Below are 20,187 nucleotides of genomic sequence, written 5' to 3' on the forward strand. Positions count from 1 at the left end.
CAATCCCCTCATCGGCCTGTTGAGATCGGTTAGCGCTGGTCAGGGCCGCGTGGGGGGTTGACAAATCACCCGGTCGCATGCAACGCCCGTGGTCGATCTTGCTCCACTGTGGACGCGCCGAGGACGGTCGCGACCCGCTGTGGGGCACCACATGCCGCAGGTCCGGGGCCACCCGGTTAGGCTCCTGGACTGGTGGTCGGACCCGCTACTACCGGGTGCGACCCGCCTCGTCAGCACACCGGGAAGGGATCCGAGCAGCCGTGGGTCGCGCACTCCAGAAGTCACCAGCGCCGCGCCGCCTGGCCGTCGTGGCCGCCCTGGCGACCGGCCTCGGCTTGGTCGCCGCAGGTTGCAGCGCAGGTCAGATCACCCAGACGGACACCCAGGTGGCCGTCGTCAACGGGGCCAGCGGGCAGGCGGGCGACATCGCCGTCCGCGACGCGCAGTTCCTCTTCCCGACGGCGCACGGGTACTACGAGGAGGGCGACGACGCCCCGATCGTGGTCGTCATCGCCAACAACGGCGCCGAGGTGGACAAGCTGCTGGGCGTGACCAGCGAGTCCTCCGAGCCGGCCGAGGTCACCGGCGACACGCGGTTGGAGCCGGCGTCGGCCATCGTCGGCGGCGCCGACCAGGACGACGCGGGCAGCCACGCCACGACGACGTCCAAGTCCGCGTCCGCGTCGGCGTCCGCGTCCGCGACTTCGGGCTCGTCCGCGTCGACCACGACCACCACGCCGTCCGGTTCGGGTGCGGTGACGACGACCACGACGGGCACGCCGACGTCGGGCAGCGGCACGTCCGTGTCGAGCCCGCCGACGACGGGCACGAAGCTGCCGTCGTCCGTCGACCCGACCGAGCCGGGCGTGGTGAAGATCGTGCTGAAGGGCCTGGCGAAGCCGCTGCGGCCGGGCCAGACGATCAAGGTCACGTTCCTGTTCGAGCAGGCCGGTGAGGTGACCCTGGAGCTGCCGATCGGCGCCTCCGCGGAACCGCGCGTGGACGCGCCCTCGGAGCACTGAGCGCACCACCGCACCGAAAGCCGCGCAGGGGTCCCCGCCGAGGGGGCCCCTGCTCTCGTCGTGCCGCCGTTCCGTTCCGGAGTCCGGACCGGAGCCGCCCGTGGGATGTCGGGGGCGCCGGATAGCCTCCGGGCGTGGCGAAGACAGCACGGGTGGCCAAGGCGACGTACCGGTGCGCCGAGTGCGGGCACGAGGTGGCCAAGTGGGTCGGGCGGTGCCCGGAGTGCCAGGCCTGGGGCACGGTGGAGGAGCGGGGCGCCTCGGCCGCTCCCCGGTTCCTCGCGGGCACGCCGAGCAGTGAGGCCCGGCCCATCGCGCAGGTCGACATCGAGTCCGCGCGGGCCGTCTCGACCGGCGTCCTGGAGCTGGACCGGGTGCTCGGCGGCGGTCTCGTGCCGGGCGCCGTGGTGCTGCTGGCGGGCGAGCCGGGTGTCGGCAAGTCGACGCTGCTGCTGGAGGTCGCGCACCAGTGGGCGCTGTCGGTCGGCCGCTGCCTCTACGTCACCGGTGAGGAGTCGGCCGGGCAGGTGCGGCTGCGGGCGGACCGGACCGGCAACCTGCACGACGAGATCTACCTGGCCGCCGAGAGCGACATCTCCGCCGTCCTCGGCCAGGTGGACGTCGTCAAGCCGACCATGCTCATCGTGGACTCCGTGCAGACCATGTCCTCGCCGGCGGTGGACGGCGCGCCCGGCGGGGTCAGCCAGGTCCGCGCCGTCACGGCCGGCCTGATCGCGGTCGCCAAGGAGCGCGGGCTGCCCGTCGTGCTGGTCGGCCACGTCACCAAGGACGGCTCGGTCGCCGGGCCGCGCGTGCTGGAGCACCTGGTGGACGTGGTGCTGCAGTTCGAGGGCGACCGGCACTCCTCCCTGCGCCTGCTGCGCGGTGTGAAGAACCGGTTCGGACCCGCCGACGAGGTCGGCTGCTTCGAGCTGCGCGACGACGGCATCGCGGGCGTGCCCGACCCGTCCGGCCTGTTCCTGCACCGCCGCGACCAGGCGGTGTCCGGCACCGCCGTCACGGTCGTCGTGGAGGGCAAGCGGCCCATGCTGGGCGAGGTGCAGGCGCTGGTCACGCCGACCGCGCTGCCCGCGCCGCGACGAGCGGTGAGCGGCCTCGACTCGGCCCGCCTCGCCATGGTCCTCGCGGTGCTGGAGAAGCGCGGCCGGGTCGGGCTGGGCAACAAGGACGTGTTCACCGCCACGGTCGGCGGGATGCGGCTCGTCGAGCCCGCGGTGGACCTCGCGGTGGCACTGGCGGTCGCCTCGGCGGCCACCGACCTGCCCCTGCCGCACGACCTGGTCGTGGTCGGCGAGGTCGGCCTGTCGGGGGAGCTGCGCCGCGTCAACGGCGTCGGCCGCCGCCTCACCGAGGCCGCCCGGCTCGGCTTCACCAAGGCCCTCGTGCCGCCGGACGCCGGTCCGCTGCCGCAGGGCACGCGCGTCCTCGTCGCCAACGACCTGCACGAGGCCCTGAACCTGCTCAAGCTCCTCAAGTAGCGGAAAACGGCGCCCCCGAAGTCGAGGACGCCGTTCCGGTGGGGAAACGACTACTTGCCGGCCGCCAGCAGCTGGGCGCAGCGGATCAGGCCCAGGTGGCTGTAGGCCTGCGGGTGGTTGCCCAGGGAGCGCTCCGCGATCGGGTCGTACTCCTCGGGCAGCAGGCCGGTGGGGCCTGCGGCGTCGACCATCTGCGCGAACAGCTCCTCGGCCTCGGTGCGCCGGCCGGTGAGCAGGTAGGACTCGATCATCCACGCCGCGCACAGGTGGAAGCCGCCCTCGTCGCCGGGCAGGCCGTCGTCACGCCGGTAGCGGTAGACGGTGGAGCCGGACCGGAGTTCGGCCTCGATGGCGGTGACGGTGGCCTGGAACCGGTCGTCGGTCGGGTCGATCAGGCCCGACAGGCCGACGTGCAGCGAGGCGGCGTCGAGGTCGTCGCCGTCGTAGGCGGTGGTGAAGGACTGCGCTTCCTCGCTCCACCCGTGCTTGAGCACGTCGCCCGAGATGGTGTCGCGCAGCACCGGCCAGGACGGGTCGACCTCGCGGCCGTAGGTCTCGGCCAGTCGCACCGCCCGGTCCAGCGTCACCCAGCACATGACCTTGGAGTAGACGTGGTGGCGCGGCGCGTGCCGCTCCTCCCAGATGCCGTGGTCGGGCTCGTGCCAGCGGCGGGCGACCGCCTCGGCCATCGCCTGCACCATGGCCCAGTCGGGGTCGGTCAGCTCACCGCGCGCGGCGGCCAGCTGCACGACCAGGTCCACCACGGGACCGAACACGTCGAGCTGCACCTGCTGGTTGGCGAGGTTGCCCACCCGCACCGGCCGCGACCCGGCGTACCCGGGCAGCGTGTCGATGACGGCCTCGGCGCCGAGCATGGTGCCCTGCAACGTGTACAGCGGGTGCAGCCGCTCCGGGCCGGGCAGGGTCGACAGCACCCCGTGCACCCACCCCAGGAACGCCTCCGCCTCGCCGGTCGACCCGACCGACACCAGTGCCTGCGCGGTCAGCGCCGCGTCGCGCAGCCAGCAGTACCGGTAGTCCCAGTTCCGGATGCCGCCCAGCTCCTCCGGGAGCGAGGTGGTGGCGGCGGCCATGATCGCCCCGGTGTCGTGGTGCACCAGGCCCTTCAACGTCAACGCCGACCGCAGCACCAGGTCCGACTCGACCTGGGGCAGCTTCAGCGTCGCCGCCCAGTCCGACCAGAACGCGCCGGCCCGGGCCCGCCGCTCCGGCTCGCCGAGCGTGGCCTCGGACAGGTCGTCCGTGCCGCAGCGCAGCTCCAGCAGGATCGGCGCGCCCTCGCGGGGGCGCACGACGGCCGTCGCGGTCTCCTGGATGCCGTCGGAGGTGATCTGCCAGTCGACGCCGGGGGAGCGCAGCACCATCGGGTCGGAGGTGCCGACCACGCGCAGGCCCTCGCGCTCGCGCAGCAGCCGGACCGGGACCTGGCCGAACTCCGGGCGCGGCGCGAACGTGATCAGCGCGTTGGTCGAGCCGGAGACGCGTCGCACCAGGTCGGTGCGGTGCGAGGCCAGGTCGTGGTCGAGGTAGTCGGTGACGAGCAGCCGCGACCAGCGGGTCTCCACGATCATCGTGCCCGGCACGTACCGCTGGCCCAGGGGCAGCGAGCCGTGCTCGGGCTTGATCGAGAAGTGCCCGGCGGCCGGGCCGCCCAGCAGGTCGGCGAACACCGCCGCCGAGTCCGGCTCCGGGTGGCACAACCAGTTCAACCGCGCGTCCGGCGTCAGCAGCGCGACCGACCGCTCGTTGGCCAGCATGGTCAACCGCTCGATCGGCACGGCCTGGTCACCGTGCAACCACGCCCGCCGCTCCTCCAGCAGGAACGCCAGCACCGTGGCCACGTCGATGCTGTCGGCGACGAAGTACTCGGCCAGCGACTCGCCGTCGCCGACCTTGATGCCCACGTCCGGCCCGGACAGCCGGGCGAACGCCTTCTCGTCGGTCACGTCGTCACCGACGAACACGGCCGCGGTCGCCGAAGCGCGGTGCCGCAGGACGTCCAGGGCGTGGCCCTTGTCCGTCTGCACCACGGCCAGCTCGATCACGGCCTTGCCCTCGGTGACCTGCACACCGTCCCACGTGGCCGGTCCGGTGCGCACGGCGTGGAGAACCCGCTCCCCCACGGCGGGGTCGGCACGGCGAACGTGCACCGCGATGCTCGCGGGCTTCACTTCCAGGCCGATGCCTTCGTGGCCGGCGACGACCCCTTCCAGTTCTGTTTCCAGGCGACGGTGCAGTTGCTTCGCGTCAGCGTCCAGCGCGTGCACGAAACCGACGTCGAACTCGGATCCGTGCGAACCCACCAGGTGCACCTCGGACGGCAGGCGCGACAGCGTCGCCAGGTCGCGCAGAGCGCGCCCGGAGATCACCGCGGCCGTCGTCTCGTGCAGACCGGCCAGGGAGCGCAACGCGCCCACCGACTCGGGCAGCGGGCGGGCGTCCTCTGGGTTGGCCACGATCGGAGCCAATGTCCCGTCGTAGTCGCAGGCGACCAGCAGGCGCGGTGTGCGTGCCAACTGCACGATCGCACGACGAAGTTCGGCGGGGAGGGCCTCGGCGGTCAACGCCCCTCCTCAATGCTCGGTGGGACAAGGGTCGGTAATATCGGTCTGAACTGATTCAGATCGTGGACTGCGTGCCCAAGGCATCAAGAAACGATCGAGCCCAGCGGTCGACGTCGTGCGTGAGGACTTGGCGGCGCAGCGCGCGCATCCTACGGCGGCCTTCGGCCGGATCCAGCGTGAGGGCGGCCTCCAGGGCGTTCTTCACACCGTCCAGGTCGTGCGGGTTGACGAGGAACGCGCTCGTGAGCTCGGCCGCCGCGCCGGCGAACTCGGAGAGCACCAGCGCGCCGCCGAGGTCGTAGCGCGTGGCGACGTACTCCTTGCAGACCAGGTTCATCCCGTCACGCACCGGGGTCACGACCATGACGTCGGCGGCGGTCATGAACGCGGTCAGCTCACGCCGGTTGACCGATTGGTGCAGGTAGTGGACCACGGGATGGCCCACGGTGGAGAACTCGCCGTTGATCCGGCCGACCGCCTGCTCGATCTCGCCCCGCATCTGCTTGTAGTGCTCGACGCGTTCGCGACTGGGCGTGGCGAGCTGCACCATGGTCACCTCGCCGGGGTCGACGCGGCCGTCGGCGAGCAGTTCGTGCAGCGCGCGCAGGCGCACGTCGATGCCCTTGGTGTAGTCGAGGCGGTCCACACCGAGCAGGATCTTCTTCGGATTCCCGAGGTCTTCGCGGATTTGTTTCGCGTGTTTTTGGACTTCTTTGTCCCGCGCGAGCGCGTCGAGTCCCGCGGAGTCGATAGAGATCGGGAATGCCCCGACCCGCACAGTGCGGTCTCCGACCTGGACGACACCGGGCCTCGTGCGCACGCCGACCGCGCCGCGGCTGGGCTCCAGGCCGACCAGGCGGCGGGCCAGCCAGAGGAAGTTCTGCGCGCCGCCGGGCCGGTGGAAGCCGACCAGGTCCGCGCCGAGCAGGCCGCGGATGATCTCCGTGCGCCACGGCAGCTGCATGAACAGCTCCACCGGCGGGAACGGGATGTGCAGGAAGAAGCCGATGCGCAGGTCCGGGCGCAGCTCGCGCAGCATCGCCGGCACCAGTTGGAGCTGGTAGTCCTGCACCCACACCGTGGCGCCCTGGGCGGCGACCTTCGCGGTCACGTCGGCGAACCGCTGGTTGACCCGCACGTAGGCGTTCCACCAGCGCCGGTGGAACGCGGGCGGCGCGACCACGTCGTGGTAGAGCGGCCACAGCGTGCCGTTGGAGAAGCCCTCGTAGTAGTCGGCGACCTCGGTGGCGCTCAACGCCACGGGGTGCAGCTGGAGGCCGTCCTCCTCGAACGCGTCCACCTCGGCGTCCGCGACGCCGGGCCAGCCGACCCAGGCCCCGCTGTGCGTGCGCAGGAACGGCTCCAGGGCGGTGACCAGGCCACCGGGGCTGTGCTTCCAGCGCTGCGTGCCGTCGGGCAGGCGCTCCAGGTCAACCGGTAGGCGGTTGGCCACGACCAGGAAATCCGCGCCGTTCTCGCCAATGCTGCTCACCGGGTAGCGCCTCCTAAGGGATTCGTCTCGCCCACCGTCGAGGTTAGTGGGAACGTGCAGGTTGGATGCCCTGTCGTCACCCCCGTCACACTGTGTTGACTTGACGAAAGCACGTCAGGTGGGCGATCTCACGTGGAAACCTCGTGTTCAGGTGCTCGACGGTGGGAACGGGCCGCCGGCCGGCCGAGTCCGGTGCGCACGGGTCGACCCAGATGTTCACCCAGGACGACGCCGCTCGCCAGTGCGAGGGCCGTTACGGCGGCCGGCACGAGGGCCGACGAACCGGCCGCGCCCGCCCCCGGCCATCTGCGCCTCGCCAGGTCGAGCACCCGCCCGCCACGCCCGACCGTGTCACATTCGAGGCTGTGTCATGCGCCACCCCTGGACGGGGTACCTAGACCAGGTGAGCCGATCACCGTGCGTTCACTACTGTTGATGGCGCTGGCCAGCGGTTTCACGGGTCGCCAGGGCCACCCGGACGGTACCCGCGACCTCCGGATGGACCAACGCGGGACCACCGTGAGCAGACCGTTCGCCGCAGGTGGCACGCCCTGCGGGCGCTTACGATGTTCCAGGCCTCCGGGCCGCGCCGGTGTAGCTCAATTGGCAGAGCACTCGCCTTGTAAGCGAAAGGTTAGGGGTTCAAGTCCCCTCACCGGCTCCACGACAGTCGGCCTGGCCTCGAAAAGCCTGGTCAGGCCGTTGGTTCATGATCATACCGCCTCCCGGTCCGCTCCCTCGCGGGCCGAGCACGTGCGGAGGACCGCCATGACGCGGTCAGCTGGACGTGGTCGCGGCCCGTGCCGGGCAGGCACGGGCCGCGACCCGTTCACGCGGTGCTAGTCGCGGTCGGTGGTGAGCTGGTAGGCCACGCCGCCGTGGTCCTCGCCCTCGACGAACTGGACGAGGTTCGTCAGGTACTCGCCCGGGACCTCGGGGGTGAAGGTGAGTTCCGCGGTGAACCGCTCGCCGGGCAGGAGCGGCACGCCGAGCAGCGCCGCCCGCCTCGGGTCGAGCTGGAACGCGGTCTCGCCGACCTGCTTCACGCCCTCGGCCTGACCGCCGCCGGCGCGCCAGCGCTCGAACAGGCGCGGGCCGAGGTCGATCACCACGGTGCCCGCCACCGGCTTCTCACCGGTCAGCACGAGGTCGGTCCTGACCTCCCGCTCGGTCCCGTTGCCCAGCGCGAACCAGCCCTTCACCGGCTGGAACACCTTGCCGCGCACGGTGACCAGGTTCTTCCACGCGATGTTGTTGTTGTTCTTGGTGTTCAGCGCGGTGTTCGAGCCCTCGGCGAACGTCATCGGGTCCGTCGCCGACACCCAGCGCGCCAGCAGGCAGAAGTGGCCGGGGCCGGGGACGTTCGCCCACGGGATCTTCGCCACCGTGCCGCCGGTGGGCACCGTCAGCGACTGCTGGCCGATGGCGACCCAGTCGCCGTTGGTGACGTTGTTCCACGTCGTGCCACCGCCGGTGGGCGTGCGGTAGACCTTCAGCGTGCCGGTGCTCGGGGCGGACGCGTTGTTCAGCCGCACGTGGACGACGTTCGTCGCGCCGACGACCGGCTGGATGCCCGCGCAGTCCGCGGTGGTCGGGCAGACCTTGATGTCCGGGCTGTTCCACACCGTCCCGTTCGGGTTCGGCTCGGCGCCCGTGTCGCTCACCTGGTCGCGGATGACCACGTCGGTCTGCCGGCAGTCCGACAGGAGCTTGCGGATCGCGTCCGCCGTGCCCGCGCCCGCGGCCGTCGTCTGCGTGAACACGCCGCCGGTGGTGGTGGCGTAGTTCTGCATGATCGGCGTGATCACGGAGGTGTAGGCAGTCGACGTCGGCACGTACACCGGCGAGATCTTGATGCCCTTGCCGAGGGCGTCGTTCGCCCGCTGCGCCGCGTTGGCGACGTCCACCGCCGCGTGCACGTTGTCGAACCCGCCGGGGCGGGCGTCGGTCACCAGCACGACGAACTTCATCGCGTTCGACCGCCACAGCCCGCCGAAGTCGGCGTTCTGCGGGCGACCGGCCGCGGGCAGGTTGTTCACGACCGTGTTCAACGCCTCGTCGGACGCCTCCGGCTCGCTGCCGCCCGCACCCGCGGCGAGGGTGTTGGTGACGTAGTTCGTCACCGCCGCCGCGTTGCCCGCCGCGAGGGTGTTGTGGACGGTGATGTCGTCCTTGAACGTGACCAGGCCGAGCCGGTAGTCGCCGCCGGACGCCGTGACGACGTCGTTGACGATGGCGTTGATGCCGGTCTTGAGGTTCGCGATGGCCCCGCCCATGCTGCCGGTGTCGTCGAGGACGAACGCGACGTCGAGGGGACCGCACGGTGAGGCGGCTGCCGGAGCAGGGGCGGCCACCGCGGGGGAGGTGAGCTGGACGGCTGAGGCGGTCAGGGCGGCGACGGCTAGCAGCGTGCCGCGTCTGAGAGAGCGACGCATGTGATCTTCTTCCGCTCGCGCGTCCGGACGCAGGGGTCCGGGAGCTCGGACACCGATGTCCGGGCACACCAGGCGGATGATCGGGAGATCGGCGGAATACCGTCCGATGGGAGCAACTTCGCCGCCCTTCGCGACCGGCGTATGGCAGCCGGGCGTGCCGAGGTGGTGAGGTGCTCCGCCTTCCGGACGCCTCGCGGTACGACCGCGTGCTCGCCCTGCGGGCGGAGCCGTCGAACGCCGGCTAGCGCGGCAACGTCACGGTGAAGACGGTGGAGCCCGGTCGGCTGGTCAGCTCCACCGCGCCGCCGTGCGCGGCGACCAGGGAGTGCACCACCGCCAACCCCAACCCGCTGCCGCCGCGGTCACGCGTGCGCGAGTCGTCCACGCGGTAGAACCGGTCGAAGATCCGGGACCGGTCGGCGGCCGGGATGCCGCGGCCGGTGTCGCCCACCCGCAGCACGGCCGAGCCCTCCCGCGCGGAGACCGAGAGCGAGACGGACGTGCCCGCGGGCGTGTGCACGGCGGCGTTGGTGAGCAGGTTGTCCACCACCTGCCGCAGCCGCAGCGGGTCGAACGCCAGCCGCACCGGCTCCTCCGGCACGGTCACCGCCAGCGGGTGGGTCGGCCGGGACGCCCGGAACGCGTCCGCCGCCTCCCGGGCCAGCGCCGCCAGGTCGCCGTCGGCCAACCGCAGCGGCGTCTCCACCTCCGCCGAGTCCAGCCGGGCGAGCAGCAGCAGGTCCTCCAGCAGCACGCTCATCCGCGCCGCCTCCGACCGCAGCTTCTCCAGGTGCGCCTCGCGTTCCTCCGGCGCGTTCGCCGCCGCGTACCGGAACAGGTCCGCGTAACCCCGGATCGACGTCAACGGCGTGCGCAGCTCGTGCGACGCGTCCGCGATGAACCGCCGCAACCGCTGCTCGGCGGCGGTGCGCGCGGCCAGCGACGTGTCGATGTGGTCCAGCATCGTGTTGAACGCCGTGCGCAGCTCCTCGACCTCCGCACCGCCGTCGCCGCCCTCCGCGCGCACCGGCAGCCGGGCCGAGTCGGTCAGGTCGTGCGAGGTGATGTCGTGCGCGGTCCGCGCCATGTCGCTCAACGGCTGCAACCCGCGCCGCAGCACCGCCCGGCCGATCACCACGAACGCGATCAGCGCGAGCAGGAACGCGGCCACCTCCACGATCACCAGCTGCCGCACGGTCGTGGTGATGTCGTTCATCGGCGCCGCGCTGACCAGCACCACGCCCGCGGACACCCCGCACCCGCGCAACCGGTACGTGCCGTCGCCGTGCAGGTACTCCGTCCGGTAGACCGGCGTGCGGCCGTCGACCCGCAACGCCACCTCGGTCAGCTCGGCGTCGTCGGCGGGCAGGTCGTCGCGGTTCCTCGGCGTGGCCGTGCCGTCGCGCACGTCGTAGATGACCGAGTACCAGCCGTAGGCCGCGCCCTTGACCGTGCCGTCCTCGGCGTAGTCCTTCTTCAGCGAGACCTGGGTCGTCGCCATCTGCGCGTCGAGCCGGTGCTCCAGGTACTCCTGCATGCTCCGCGCCATCACCGTGCCGACGACCGCGAACACCGCCAGCGCCAGCGCGCCGAGGCCCAGCGCCAGCCGCGTGCCCAGGCGCAGGCGGCGGCGCGTCACTCCGCGGCTCGCCGCAGCACGTAACCCACGCCGCGCACGGTGTGGATCAGCGGCTCGCCGCCGTCGTCCAGCTTGCGCCGCAGGTGCGAGACGACCAGCTCGACCACGTTGGACCGGCCGCCGAAGTCGTACTCCCACACGTGGTCGAGGATCTGCGCCTTGGTCAGCACGGCGGGGGAGCGGCGCATCAGGTAGCGCAGCAGCTCGTACTCGGTGGGCGTGAGCGTGACCAGCTTCCCGGCCCGGCGCACCTCGCGGGTGTCCTCGTCCAGCACCAGGTCGGACACCTTCAGCACGGACCGCTTCCAGGCCGGTCCGGTCGACCGCCGCAGCACGGCCCGCAGCCGCGCCATCAGCTCCTCCACCGAGAACGGCTTGACCAGGTAGTCGTCCCCGCCCCGGGTCAGGCCCGCGACCCGGTCCGCCGTGCCGTCCCGGGCGGTCAGGAACACCACCGGCACCATCGCGCCCGCCGAGCGCAGGCGGTCCAGCACGGTGAAGCCGTCGAGGTCGGGCAGCATCAGGTCGAGCACCACGATGTCGGGGTGGAAGTCGGCGGCGGTCCGCAACGCGGCCTCGCCGCTGCCCGCGGTCGCCGCCTGCCATCCCTCGTACCTCGCCACCGTCGCCACGAGGTCCGCGATGTGCGGCTCGTCGTCCACCACGAGCAGCCGAACCGGAGTGCCCTTGTCCACGTGCCCATGGTGCGCCACCACCACCCGGCGGGCGAAGGCGTCGACCGGGCGGTGGGCCGATCAACAGCCAGTCGACAGGTTCACGACAGGGAGGACGGGCAGTGGGGTGGTTCACAACGTGAAGGAGGTGGGCCGCCTGTGATTGGCCACACGCGCTCTGCTACGGTTCCGCCACGGGTTTTCCCGCTCCACGGCCAGGTCAGCCGGGTTCCGCGCTCGGGGCGTGTCCCTGCGCAGACCGCGTGGAGAGCCGGCCTCGGTCGCACGCTTTCGGGAACGTGCGTGCCGAGGCCGGCTTCACCCTTCTCCGGCTCCGTAGCGGGCGAGGTCGAACTCCTCGCCGATCACCGAGCGGCCCAGGTCCGAGCCCAGCCGGGTCAGCAGGTCCACCAGTTCCAGGTTCGCGAGCCAGTCGCGCGGCAACGCCGACGTGCCGTGCAGGGCGCCCAGGACGTTGCCCGTGAGCGCGGCCGTGGCGTCGCTGCCGCCGGAGTGGTTGGCCGCCGCGCGCAGGGCGTTCACGAACTGCGACCGCTTCGGGTACACCAGGACCGTGTGCACGGCGATGGCCAGCGCCTCCGGGCCCGTCCAGCCGCTGCCCAGGCGGTCGACCCGGACGGACTCGAAGCCGAGCGCCTTGTGCTCGTCGGCGAAGACGACGGCCCGGTTGAGGGTGTTCGCCGTGTACGGGTCGTCCCGCAGCACCCGGCCGATGACCTGGTCCACGGCTTCCCGGATCGGCCGCCCGCGCACCGCCAGCAGGTGGATGAGCAGCGCGAACGCCCCGCCGGACACCCAGCCGCCGGTGCCGCCGTGCGTCAGCGCGGCGAACCGGCAGCCCAGGTCGTAGGCGATCTCGGCGCTCGGGGCGAACCCGGCCGGCGCGGTGCGGGTGACGCCGTTGCAGCCGGACGACTCGTTGTGCGGCTCCTCGGGCGTCGGCGGCGTGTCCGCGGCCAACGCGCGCAGGCACGTCAGGCCCGGTGACCGGCTGGAGTACAGCCGCTCGTCGCCCACCAACCCCACCGCGCCGGGTTCGGGCGCGGCCACCTGCTGGGTGATCAACCAGCGGCGGTAGCTCTGCCAGACGACCTGGATCGGGTCCCACTCGCCCGTGGTCCGGCCGCGCACCCACGCCCGCAGGTAGCCGTCGGCGGTGAAGAGGGTGAGCTGGGTGTCGTCGGTGACCAGCGCGGGTCGCGGTGGCGCCAGCACGCCCTCCGGGCCGTGGTCCCGTTGGATGTCCGCCCACCCGAGGTACTGGATGGGCGCGCCGAGGGCGTCGCCCAGCGCGCCGCCCAGCAGGCACGCCGCGCCGCGGTCGACCACGTTCATCGGCTCGCGCGGCACTTGCCCTCCTGCACTCGCCCGGGACGTCCGGGGTCAGAACCCTAGCCGTCCGTGCTCTCATCCGGTCAGGGGAGCACGACTGGTTGAGCAAGCAACATTTACTCACAGGTATCCAACGGCACGTCCGGCGCACCTGATCCAGTGACCGGGCCGTAGCGCACGAGGCGGGGGAGGGGCATGGTCGACCGGAGCAAGAGCGGGCTGGAGTTCGGCGTCCTCGGACCGTTGCAGGTGCTCGCGGACGGCCGGCAGCTCGTCATCGGTCGCAAGGGGATGCGCGGACTGCTCGCGATGCTGGTGCTGGAGGCCAACCGCGTCGTCCCGATCGACGAGATCGTGGACAGCCTGTGGGTCGACGAACCGCCCGCGACGGCCAGGACGATCGTGCACGGCTACGTGTCGCGGCTGCGCCGGATGCTGGAGCAGGCCGACCCGGCGGGCTCGGCGCGGATCCTCACCACCCCGCCCGGCTACCAGCTCTCGGTCGACCCGTGGCGGCTGGACTTCCACCGGGCCCGGCAGCTCGTGTCGAGCGCGCGCGGCAAGCCCGCGCCGATCCGCGCGCAGCTGCTGCGCGAATCGCTCGGCCTGTGGCGCGGCCAGGTGCTGGCGGACGTGCCGGGCGACCCGGTCACCTCCGACCTGGAGGAGCTTCGGCTTGCCGCAGTGGAAGAGCGCATCGAGGCCGAGCTGGAACTGGGCCGCCACCTCGAACTCGTCGGCGAGCTGCGGCAGCTGGTCAACGAGCACCCGTTCCGGGAACGGCTGGTCGGCCACATGATGCGCGCCCTGTACCGGTCGGGCCAGCGCGCCGACGCGCTGGAGGCCTACCAGCGCTTCCACCGGCGCGTCGTGGACGAGCTCGGCATCGACCCGGGCCCCGGCCTGCGCGTGCTGCACGAGCAGGTGCTCCGCGACGACCCGGCGCTCAGCTCACCCGGCCTGGCGGAACCCGCCCTCGTGCCGCCGCGTCCCGGCGTCGTCGTGCCGGCCCAGCTGCCCGCCGCGGCCAGCGGCTTCATCGGTCGCGACGAGGAACTGGCCTGGTTGGACCGCCTGTGCGACGCGCGCGACCTGTCCGCCACCACCATCGCCGTGGTCAACGGGGCGGCGGGCATCGGCAAGAGCGAGCTCGCCGTCACCTGGGGCCACCGCCGGGCCGAGCAGTTCCCGGACGGCCTCCTCTTCGCCTCCCTGAACGGCTTCGCCCCCGGCCGCGACCCGGTCGAGCCCGCCGAGGTCCTGACCCGGTTCCTGATCGCGCTCGGCGTGCCCGCCGACGGCGTCCCCCGTGAGCTGGACGACCGCGTCGGCCTGTACCGCTCGGTGCTGGCCAAGCGGCGCGTGCTGGTCGTCCTGGACGACGCCTGGGACCCCGAGCACGTGCGCCTGCTCCTGCCGCCCGGCGCCGGGTCCGTCGTCCTCGTGACCAGCCGCAGGCGCCTGGAGTCCCTGGTCGTCAGCAACGGCGCCCGGATGCTCACGCTGGACACGCTGTCCGAAGAGGAGGCCGTCCGCCTGGTCGACGAGGTCGTCGGGAAACCGCTGTCCGACCAGGAACCGGCGGCCACCCGCATGCTGGCGGAACTCTGCGGCAACCTGCCCCTGGCGCTGCGCATCGCCGCCGCCAAGCTCGTCTTCAGTCCCGAGTGGACGGTGGAGGCCCTGGTCGCCCAGCTCTCCGACGACGCCGTGCGCCTGCGCACCCTCGACCTCGCCGACACCGGCGTCGGCGTGGAACGCGCCCTCGCCGTCTCCTACCGCAACCTCCCGCCGGAACTGGCGGAGACGTTCCGCGCCGCGGGCCTCGTACCCGGCCGCTGGGTGAGCCCGCACGCCATCGCCGCCGTCTGCGACATCGACCTGGGCACCGCCGCCGCCCGCCTGGCCGACCTCGCCGACGCGCACCTCCTCGTGGAGCAGTGGCGCGGCGGCTTCGTCCTGCACGACCTGGTCCGCCTCTACGCCCGTGGCGTGGTCGAACACCGGGAACGCGGCCTGCGTCGCCTGATGGACCACTACCTGTGCGCCTGCGACCACGCGCGACGCCTGATCAGACCGGCGTCGGACGGCCTCGACTTCACCTGCGTCTCGCCCACGTCGAAACCCGCCACCTCGTCACAGGCGCTGTCCTGGTTCGACAAGGAGTGGTCCAACGTCATCGCCCTGGTGCACGCGGGCTCGGAGGCCGGCCTGCACGTGGAGGTCTGGCAGCTCGTGCGCCTGGTCCACACCTACTGCGTGACCAGGCTCGTCAGCCGGGAGTGGCAGGGCGTGGCCGAGTTCGGCCTCGCCTCGGCCCGCGTGATCGGCGACCGCCGCGGCGAGATGCTCGTCCTGAACGCCATGCACGACGTCAACAACCGCGCCGGAACCCTGCGCGGCACCCTCGACCAGGCCCGACTGGCCCACCGGATAGCCGTGGAGTCCGCCGAACCCCGCTACCTGGTCATGACCCTCGACCAGCTCGCCTTGGCCCTGGTCGCGGAGGACCGGGTGGAAGAAGCCCTGGGGCACTACCGCGAAGCCGTGGACCTGGCCCGTCGGGACGGTGACGCCCTCGGCGAAGCCACGGTGCTGAACAACCTGGCCCAAGTGGAGCAACGGCTCGGCCACCGGGAAACGGCGGCCCAGCACCAATACCTGGCAATGGAGATCTACCACCGGAACGGCGACGAACGGGCCTACGCGGTGGCGATGAACAACCTGGCCGAGCTCTACGCCGAACTGGACCAGTTGTCGGAGGCCGAGGAGCACGCCCGACAAGGCGTGGAACTGGCGCGCGGCGGCTCGATGCAGTTCGAGGAGGCGTTCGGCCGGCAGGTGCTCGGCACGGTGCTGGCCAGACGCGGAGAACGCGTTGCCGCACAAGCGGAGCTCGCGGAATCGCTTCGGTTGTTCGTACGCCTGGGCTCCCCGCGCTCGATGTTGGTCCGAACGGCTCTTGAAGCCTTGACCTCCGAGGTTTAGCCGCTGTTTAGCTCGACCTGACGAAGTCGTGGAAACTTGGAGTCGCGCTGATCAAGCGAGTCGCGGTCGGCACCGGGTGGCTCTTGGTAGGGGGAACCAGGGGGGAAGCCACCCAAACCCCGACTGGCCGGCGTTCGGGGGAGAGCGCCGGCCAGTCGGCTCAAACGCAATCGGCACCCCCGGCAGCCACCACCCACCTGCCCACAACGGACCCGCAGCACCCCCACCGAGGCCCGATTTGACATGGGTTCGGGTGCTTTAGGCTGGTCGAAGCCGGCAGGCTTGGCGGGACGCTTCACCCCGCCGGGCCTGCCGGCTTTGGCCTGCCTGGAGTGCCCGTAAGGGCCCCGTGTCAAATCGAGCCGAACCCAACCACCCAGCAGCCGACTCACCAATCGCCGACTCACCGGACCTCACCCACCAACCGTCAATCGCAAACCGGCAACAACTCCGGCCGCTTCGGCACCACCCCGTCACCCATCGACTCACCCCGCAACTGCCGCCCGATCCACGGCACCACGTGCTCCCGCGCCCACTTCAAATCGTGCCGCCGCTGCGTCATCCAGTCCTCGTCGACCAATGGCGGCCAAGGGGTGTTCCACGCGTCGTCCGTCTCGACCCCCAGCACCTCGGCCGCCCGCAACGCCACCCGCCGGTGCCCCTCGGGCGACAGGTGCAGCCGGTCGGCGCTCCACGCGCGCCGGTCGTGCAGCACGTTCATCGACCACAGGTCGACCACCTTGCAGTGGTAGCGCTCGGCCACCGACCACAGGTGGCTATTGTAGATCGCGATCTTCCCGCGCAACGACCGCAGGAACGGCGTGTGCTTCGGGTCGAACCCGGTGAAGATGACCACCTCCGCGCCGGCCGCCCGAAGTTCGGCCACCGCGATCTCGTACACCTCGGCCACCGCGTCCGCGTCGCTCCCGGGCACCAGGATGTCGTTCCCGCCACCGCAGAACGTCACCAGCTTCGGCTTCAACGCCGTCGCCAACGGGATCTGCTCGTCCACGATCTCGTGCAGCATCTTGCCCCGGATGGCGAGGTTGGCGTACCGGAAGCCCCGCTGCTTGGCCGACATCATCCCGGCCAGCCGGTCGGCCCACCCCACGTACGTCCCGTTCGGCGCCGGGTCGTCCATCCCCTCGGTGAAGCTGTCCCCTACCGCGACGAAACTGTCCAAACCCTCCATGCGTCCCTCCACTTCGCGCGGCACCCCCATGACCGCGCAGAACAGCATGCAACGCCAAGTCCGCTCCACGCCACCGACTCTTGGCGACGCCGTTACCAAGGTGTCACTCGGTGGTGTGAACCCGTGTCGGCAATGGGTGATTCATCAGGTTCGCCCGCCGAGAGTGCGTCGCAAATCACTCTGCCCCTCGCCTACCTGACCCCCACCCGCACCTCCGACCCCAACCCGCACCTCCGACCCGTACGCCGCGCGCAACCTCGCCTCCGCCCCTGGCGACGCGCCCACCACGTCCAACCCCAGCAACGCCGCCCCCACCACCGGCGGCACGTCCACCACCCGCACCCGAGCCGCCGGCGCGACCACCCCCAACCGCGCCGCCACCGCGTCGACCACCACCCCGCCCGTCCCGGTCAGCACCCCGCCGCCGAGCACCACGTCCACCGGTTCCGCCAGCAGCCCCAACCGCGTCAACGACACCCGCGCCAGCAGCACGACCTCCTCCACCAGCCGGTCCACCACCGACCGCGCCACCGCGTCACCACCGGCCGCCACCTCGAACAGCACCGGGCACAGGGCGTTCGGGTCGGCCTCCACCTCCCCGAAGTGCAGCCGCCGCACCGCCTCGGCCACCGTCGCCGTCCCGTAGTGCGCGACCACCGCGTCCAGCAACGCCGTGGGCTCGCCCCGGCCGTCCTCGGCCCGCACCGCCAGCCACAACGCCTCCGACCCGAGGTGACCGCCGCCGCCCCAGTCGCCCGAGATGTGCCCCAGCGCCGGGAACCGGTGCGTCCGCCCGTCCGGCGCGACCGCCACGCAGTTGATGCCCGCCCCGCACACCACCGCCACCCCGATCCCGTCCGCCGTACCGGCCCTGAGCAGCGCGAACGTGTCGTTCCCGACCACGGACGTCCTCGACCACCCCTGCGCCTCGACCGCCACCCGCAGCGCGCGCTCCTCCTCGGGCAGGTCCGCACCGGCCAGGTAGGCCGCCGTGTGAGCGGCGATCACCCCGCCACCCGCCACCCCCGCCAACCCCGCCACCTCCCGCACCAACCCGTCGAACACCTCCAGGCTCCGCGCCACCCCCAGGTGCTGCGGCGACGCCCCCGGCCCGCGCACCCGGGCGAGCACCCGCCCGTCCACGTCCACCAGCGCCACGGCCGTCTTGCTGTTCCCGCCGTCGATGGCGAGCACCCGGTCGGTCACACCGATCCCCTCGCCCACGGCAGGAAGTCCGCGTTGCGCGCCACGAGCTCGTCGGCCAACCTCTCGGCCACCGCGTGCTGCCCGACCAACGGGTGCGCGAGCAACGCGTCCGCCACCCGGTCACGCCCACCGCGCACGGCCGCGTCCAACGCCAGGTGCTCGTAGCTCGTCACGTGCGCGATCAACCCGGCCACCGACGGCGGCACGGGCGGCACGGGCAACGGCGTCGCGCCGCTGCCGCGCACCACCGCCGGCACCTCGATCACCGCGTCCGCGGGCAGGAACGGCAGCGTGCCGCCGTTGCGGACGTTCACCACGTGCTGCTCCGCCCCCGAACCGCCCGTCAACGCGTGCACCAGCTGCACGGCCGCCTCCGAGTAGTACGCGCCCCCGCGCTGCGCGAGCTGCGCCGGCTTCGTCACCACCGCCACGTCCCCGTACAAGTCCAGCAGCTCCTTCTCCACCCCGGCCACCACCTCGGCGCGCGGCGGCTCGGTCTTCTGCTCGCGCACCACCTCGTCGTGGTCGTAGAAGTACTTCAGGTAGTACGACGGCGCCATCCCCAACCGCCGCATCAGCGACGCGGGCAGCCCGAGGTGCTCGGCCATCGCTTCACCGTGCCGGGTCAGCAGCTCCGGCAGCCGGTCGACGCCGTCGACGAACACGCCCGTCTCCCAGCTCAGGTGGTTGAGCCCGACGTGCTCCAGCCGCACCGACTCCGGCTCGACCCCGAGCAGCCCCGCCGTCCACCGCTGGAACGTGATCGCCACGTTGCACAGCCCGACCGCCCGGTGCCCCTCGGCCAGCAGCGCGCGCGTCACGATCCCCACCGGGTTGGTGAAGTTCACGATCCAGGCGTCACCCGCCACCTCCCGCACCCGCCGCGCGATGTCCAGCACCACCGGCACGGTCCGCAGCGCCTTGGCCAGCCCGCCCGCGCCGGTCGTCTCCTGCCCGACGCAGTCGCACACCAGCGGGAACGTCTCATCCGACGCCCGTGCCGCCTGCCCGCCCACTCTGAGCTGCAACAACACCGCCGATGCGCCGTCGACGCCGCGTTCCAGGTCGGTGGTCGTCGTCACCCGCGCCGGGTGCCCGGCGTGCTCCAGCAACCGCCGCGAGAACGCGCCGACCACCTCCAGCCGTGACACGTCCGGGTCCACGAGCGCGATTTCGTCCACCGCGAGGCTGGTCCGCCGCCCCGCGATCCCGTCGACCAGCTCCGGCGTGTACGTCGACCCGCCACCGACAACGGTGAGCTTCACCCCTTGACCCCCGTGAACGTGATGCCCCTGACGAAGGAGCGCTGCGCGAACGCGAACAGCACCACCGCCGGGACCATGATCAGCAACGTGACGGCCATCGCCAGGTTCCACTGCACGTGGTGCATGCCCTTGAACGAGGACAGCGCCAACGACAGCGTCCACCGGTCCGGCTTCTCGCTCGTGTAGAGCAGCGGTCCGAAGTAGTCGTTCCAGGTGTAGAGGAAGCAGAACAGCGCGGTCGCCGCGATCCCCGGCCGCGCCATCGGCACGACTACCCGCAGCAGCGCCTGGAGCTCCGTGCAGCCGTCCACCCGCGCCGCGTCCACGTAGGACTGCGGGATGGTCAGGATGAACTGGCGCAGCAGGAAGATGCTGAAGGCGTCGAACAGGAAGTACGGCGCGATCAACGGCCACAGCGTGCCCGTCAGCCCGAGGCTCGACCACGTGTCGTACAGCGGCACGGCCACGACCTGCGGCGGCAGCATCATCGCGCCCACCACCAGCAGGAACACCACGTTCCGCCCGCGCCACCGCAGCTTCGCCAACGCGTACGCCGCGGGGATCGAGCTGATCAGCATGCCCGCCGTGGCCAGCAGCGAGTACATCATGCTGTTGCCGAAGTACGTCAGCAGCGGGGCCTGCTCGAACACCTCCAGGAAGTTGCCCCAGTGCCACTCGCGGGGCCACAGGTCCTTCGTGAACGCCTGGCTGTCCGACATGACCGCCGTCAGGAACACGAAGACGACGGGCAGCGTGAACATCAACCCCAACGCCAACCCGAGGCTGTGCACCGCCACCCAGTCCAGCGTCCTGCGCCACGCGAACGGCCTCCGCGCC

The 20,187-nt window shown here is 71.9% G+C and carries 13 protein-coding genes and 1 tRNA gene; 4 read left to right on the forward strand and 10 right to left on the reverse strand.

The window, feature by feature from the left end:
• Positions 1-260: 260 nt before the first annotated feature.
• Both ACQPYE_RS02115 and radA read left to right on the forward strand, forming a co-directional pair.
• Positions 261-1,022 (forward strand): copper chaperone PCu(A)C domain-containing protein, encoded by a 762-nt coding sequence (locus ACQPYE_RS02115; protein ID WP_498718835.1) that lies wholly within the window; start codon positions 261-263, stop codon positions 1,020-1,022.
• Positions 1,023-1,156: 134 nt separating this feature from the next.
• Positions 1,157-2,521 carry a DNA repair protein RadA gene (gene radA / locus ACQPYE_RS02120; protein ID WP_498718837.1) on the forward strand — a complete coding sequence of 455 codons (1,365 nt, stop codon included), beginning with the start codon at positions 1,157-1,159 and terminating at the stop codon, positions 2,519-2,521.
• A 50-nt stretch (positions 2,522-2,571) separates the two neighbouring features.
• Here radA and otsB read toward each other — a convergent pair whose 3' ends face one another.
• A complete protein-coding gene (gene otsB, locus ACQPYE_RS02125; RefSeq protein ID WP_498718838.1) occupies positions 2,572-5,106 on the reverse strand; it encodes a trehalose-phosphatase in 2,535 nt (844 codons plus the stop codon).
• A 55-nt stretch (positions 5,107-5,161) separates the two neighbouring features.
• Positions 5,162-6,598 (reverse strand): alpha,alpha-trehalose-phosphate synthase (UDP-forming), encoded by a 1,437-nt coding sequence (locus ACQPYE_RS02130; RefSeq protein ID WP_498718839.1) that lies wholly within the window; start codon positions 6,596-6,598, stop codon positions 5,162-5,164.
• A gap of 588 nt (positions 6,599-7,186) precedes the next feature.
• Between ACQPYE_RS02130 and ACQPYE_RS02135 the strand changes: the two genes are divergently transcribed.
• A tRNA-Thr gene (locus ACQPYE_RS02135) sits at positions 7,187-7,262 on the forward strand.
• 175 nt (positions 7,263-7,437) lie between these two features.
• Here ACQPYE_RS02135 and ACQPYE_RS02140 read toward each other — a convergent pair.
• The 4 genes from ACQPYE_RS02140 to ACQPYE_RS02155 all read right to left on the reverse strand — a co-directional run bounded on the left by ACQPYE_RS02140 (position 7,438) and on the right by ACQPYE_RS02155 (position 12,717).
• Complete coding sequence (locus tag ACQPYE_RS02140) at positions 7,438-9,033, reverse strand: vWA domain-containing protein (protein ID WP_498718840.1); 1,596 nt, start codon at positions 9,031-9,033, stop codon at positions 7,438-7,440.
• Positions 9,034-9,274: 241 nt separating this feature from the next.
• Positions 9,275-10,672 (reverse strand): sensor histidine kinase, encoded by a 1,398-nt coding sequence (locus ACQPYE_RS02145; protein WP_498718841.1) that lies wholly within the window; start codon positions 10,670-10,672, stop codon positions 9,275-9,277.
• Positions 10,669-11,367 (reverse strand): response regulator transcription factor, encoded by a 699-nt coding sequence (locus tag ACQPYE_RS02150; RefSeq protein WP_498718843.1) that lies wholly within the window; start codon positions 11,365-11,367, stop codon positions 10,669-10,671. Before ACQPYE_RS02150 ends, ACQPYE_RS02145 begins: the two co-directional genes overlap by 4 nt.
• Positions 11,368-11,664: 297 nt before the next feature.
• A complete protein-coding gene (locus ACQPYE_RS02155; protein ID WP_498718844.1) occupies positions 11,665-12,717 on the reverse strand; it encodes an ADP-ribosylglycohydrolase family protein in 1,053 nt (350 codons plus the stop codon).
• A gap of 177 nt (positions 12,718-12,894) precedes the next feature.
• Between ACQPYE_RS02155 and ACQPYE_RS02160 the strand changes: the two genes are divergently transcribed.
• Positions 12,895-15,687, forward strand: coding sequence for an AfsR/SARP family transcriptional regulator (locus ACQPYE_RS02160; protein ID WP_498718845.1), 2,793 nt, complete (start codon positions 12,895-12,897; stop codon positions 15,685-15,687).
• A 427-nt stretch (positions 15,688-16,114) separates the two neighbouring features.
• On the opposite strand, the gene ACQPYE_RS02165 is transcribed toward ACQPYE_RS02160, so the two are convergent.
• From ACQPYE_RS02165 to ACQPYE_RS02180, 4 genes are all read right to left on the reverse strand, one after another.
• Positions 16,115-16,879: an SGNH/GDSL hydrolase family protein gene (locus ACQPYE_RS02165; protein ID WP_498718846.1), complete on the reverse strand. Its 765-nt coding sequence runs from the start codon at positions 16,877-16,879 to the stop codon at positions 16,115-16,117.
• A gap of 144 nt (positions 16,880-17,023) precedes the next feature.
• Entirely contained in the window at positions 17,024-18,085 is a 1,062-nt protein-coding gene (locus ACQPYE_RS02170; RefSeq protein WP_498718847.1) for an N-acetylglucosamine kinase, read from the reverse strand.
• Positions 18,082-19,350, reverse strand: a complete 1,269-nt coding sequence (locus tag ACQPYE_RS02175; protein WP_498718848.1) for a 6-phospho-beta-glucosidase — start codon at positions 19,348-19,350, stop codon at positions 18,082-18,084. The genes ACQPYE_RS02170 and ACQPYE_RS02175 overlap by 4 nt, the downstream gene beginning before the upstream one ends.
• Positions 19,347-20,156, reverse strand: coding sequence for a carbohydrate ABC transporter permease (locus tag ACQPYE_RS02180; RefSeq protein WP_498722820.1), 810 nt, complete (start codon positions 20,154-20,156; stop codon positions 19,347-19,349). The genes ACQPYE_RS02175 and ACQPYE_RS02180 overlap by 4 nt, the downstream gene beginning before the upstream one ends.
• Positions 20,157-20,187 lie beyond the last annotated feature (31 nt).

This window comes from Actinosynnema sp. CA-299493, assembly GCF_050946825.1.
Lineage (GTDB): Bacteria > Actinomycetota > Actinomycetes > Mycobacteriales > Pseudonocardiaceae > Actinosynnema.

Excerpts from the sequence above, each read along its gene's own strand:
- ACQPYE_RS02140 (WP_498718840.1), bottom strand. The coding sequence starts at position 9,033 with ATGCGTCGCTCTCTCAGACGCGGCACGCTGCTAGCCGTCGCCGCCCTG.
- ACQPYE_RS02160 (WP_498718845.1), top strand. The coding sequence starts at position 12,895 with ATGGTCGACCGGAGCAAGAGCGGGCTGGAGTTCGGCGTCCTCGGACCG.
- ACQPYE_RS02165 (WP_498718846.1), bottom strand. The coding sequence starts at position 16,879 with ATGGAGGGTTTGGACAGTTTCGTCGCGGTAGGGGACAGCTTCACCGAG.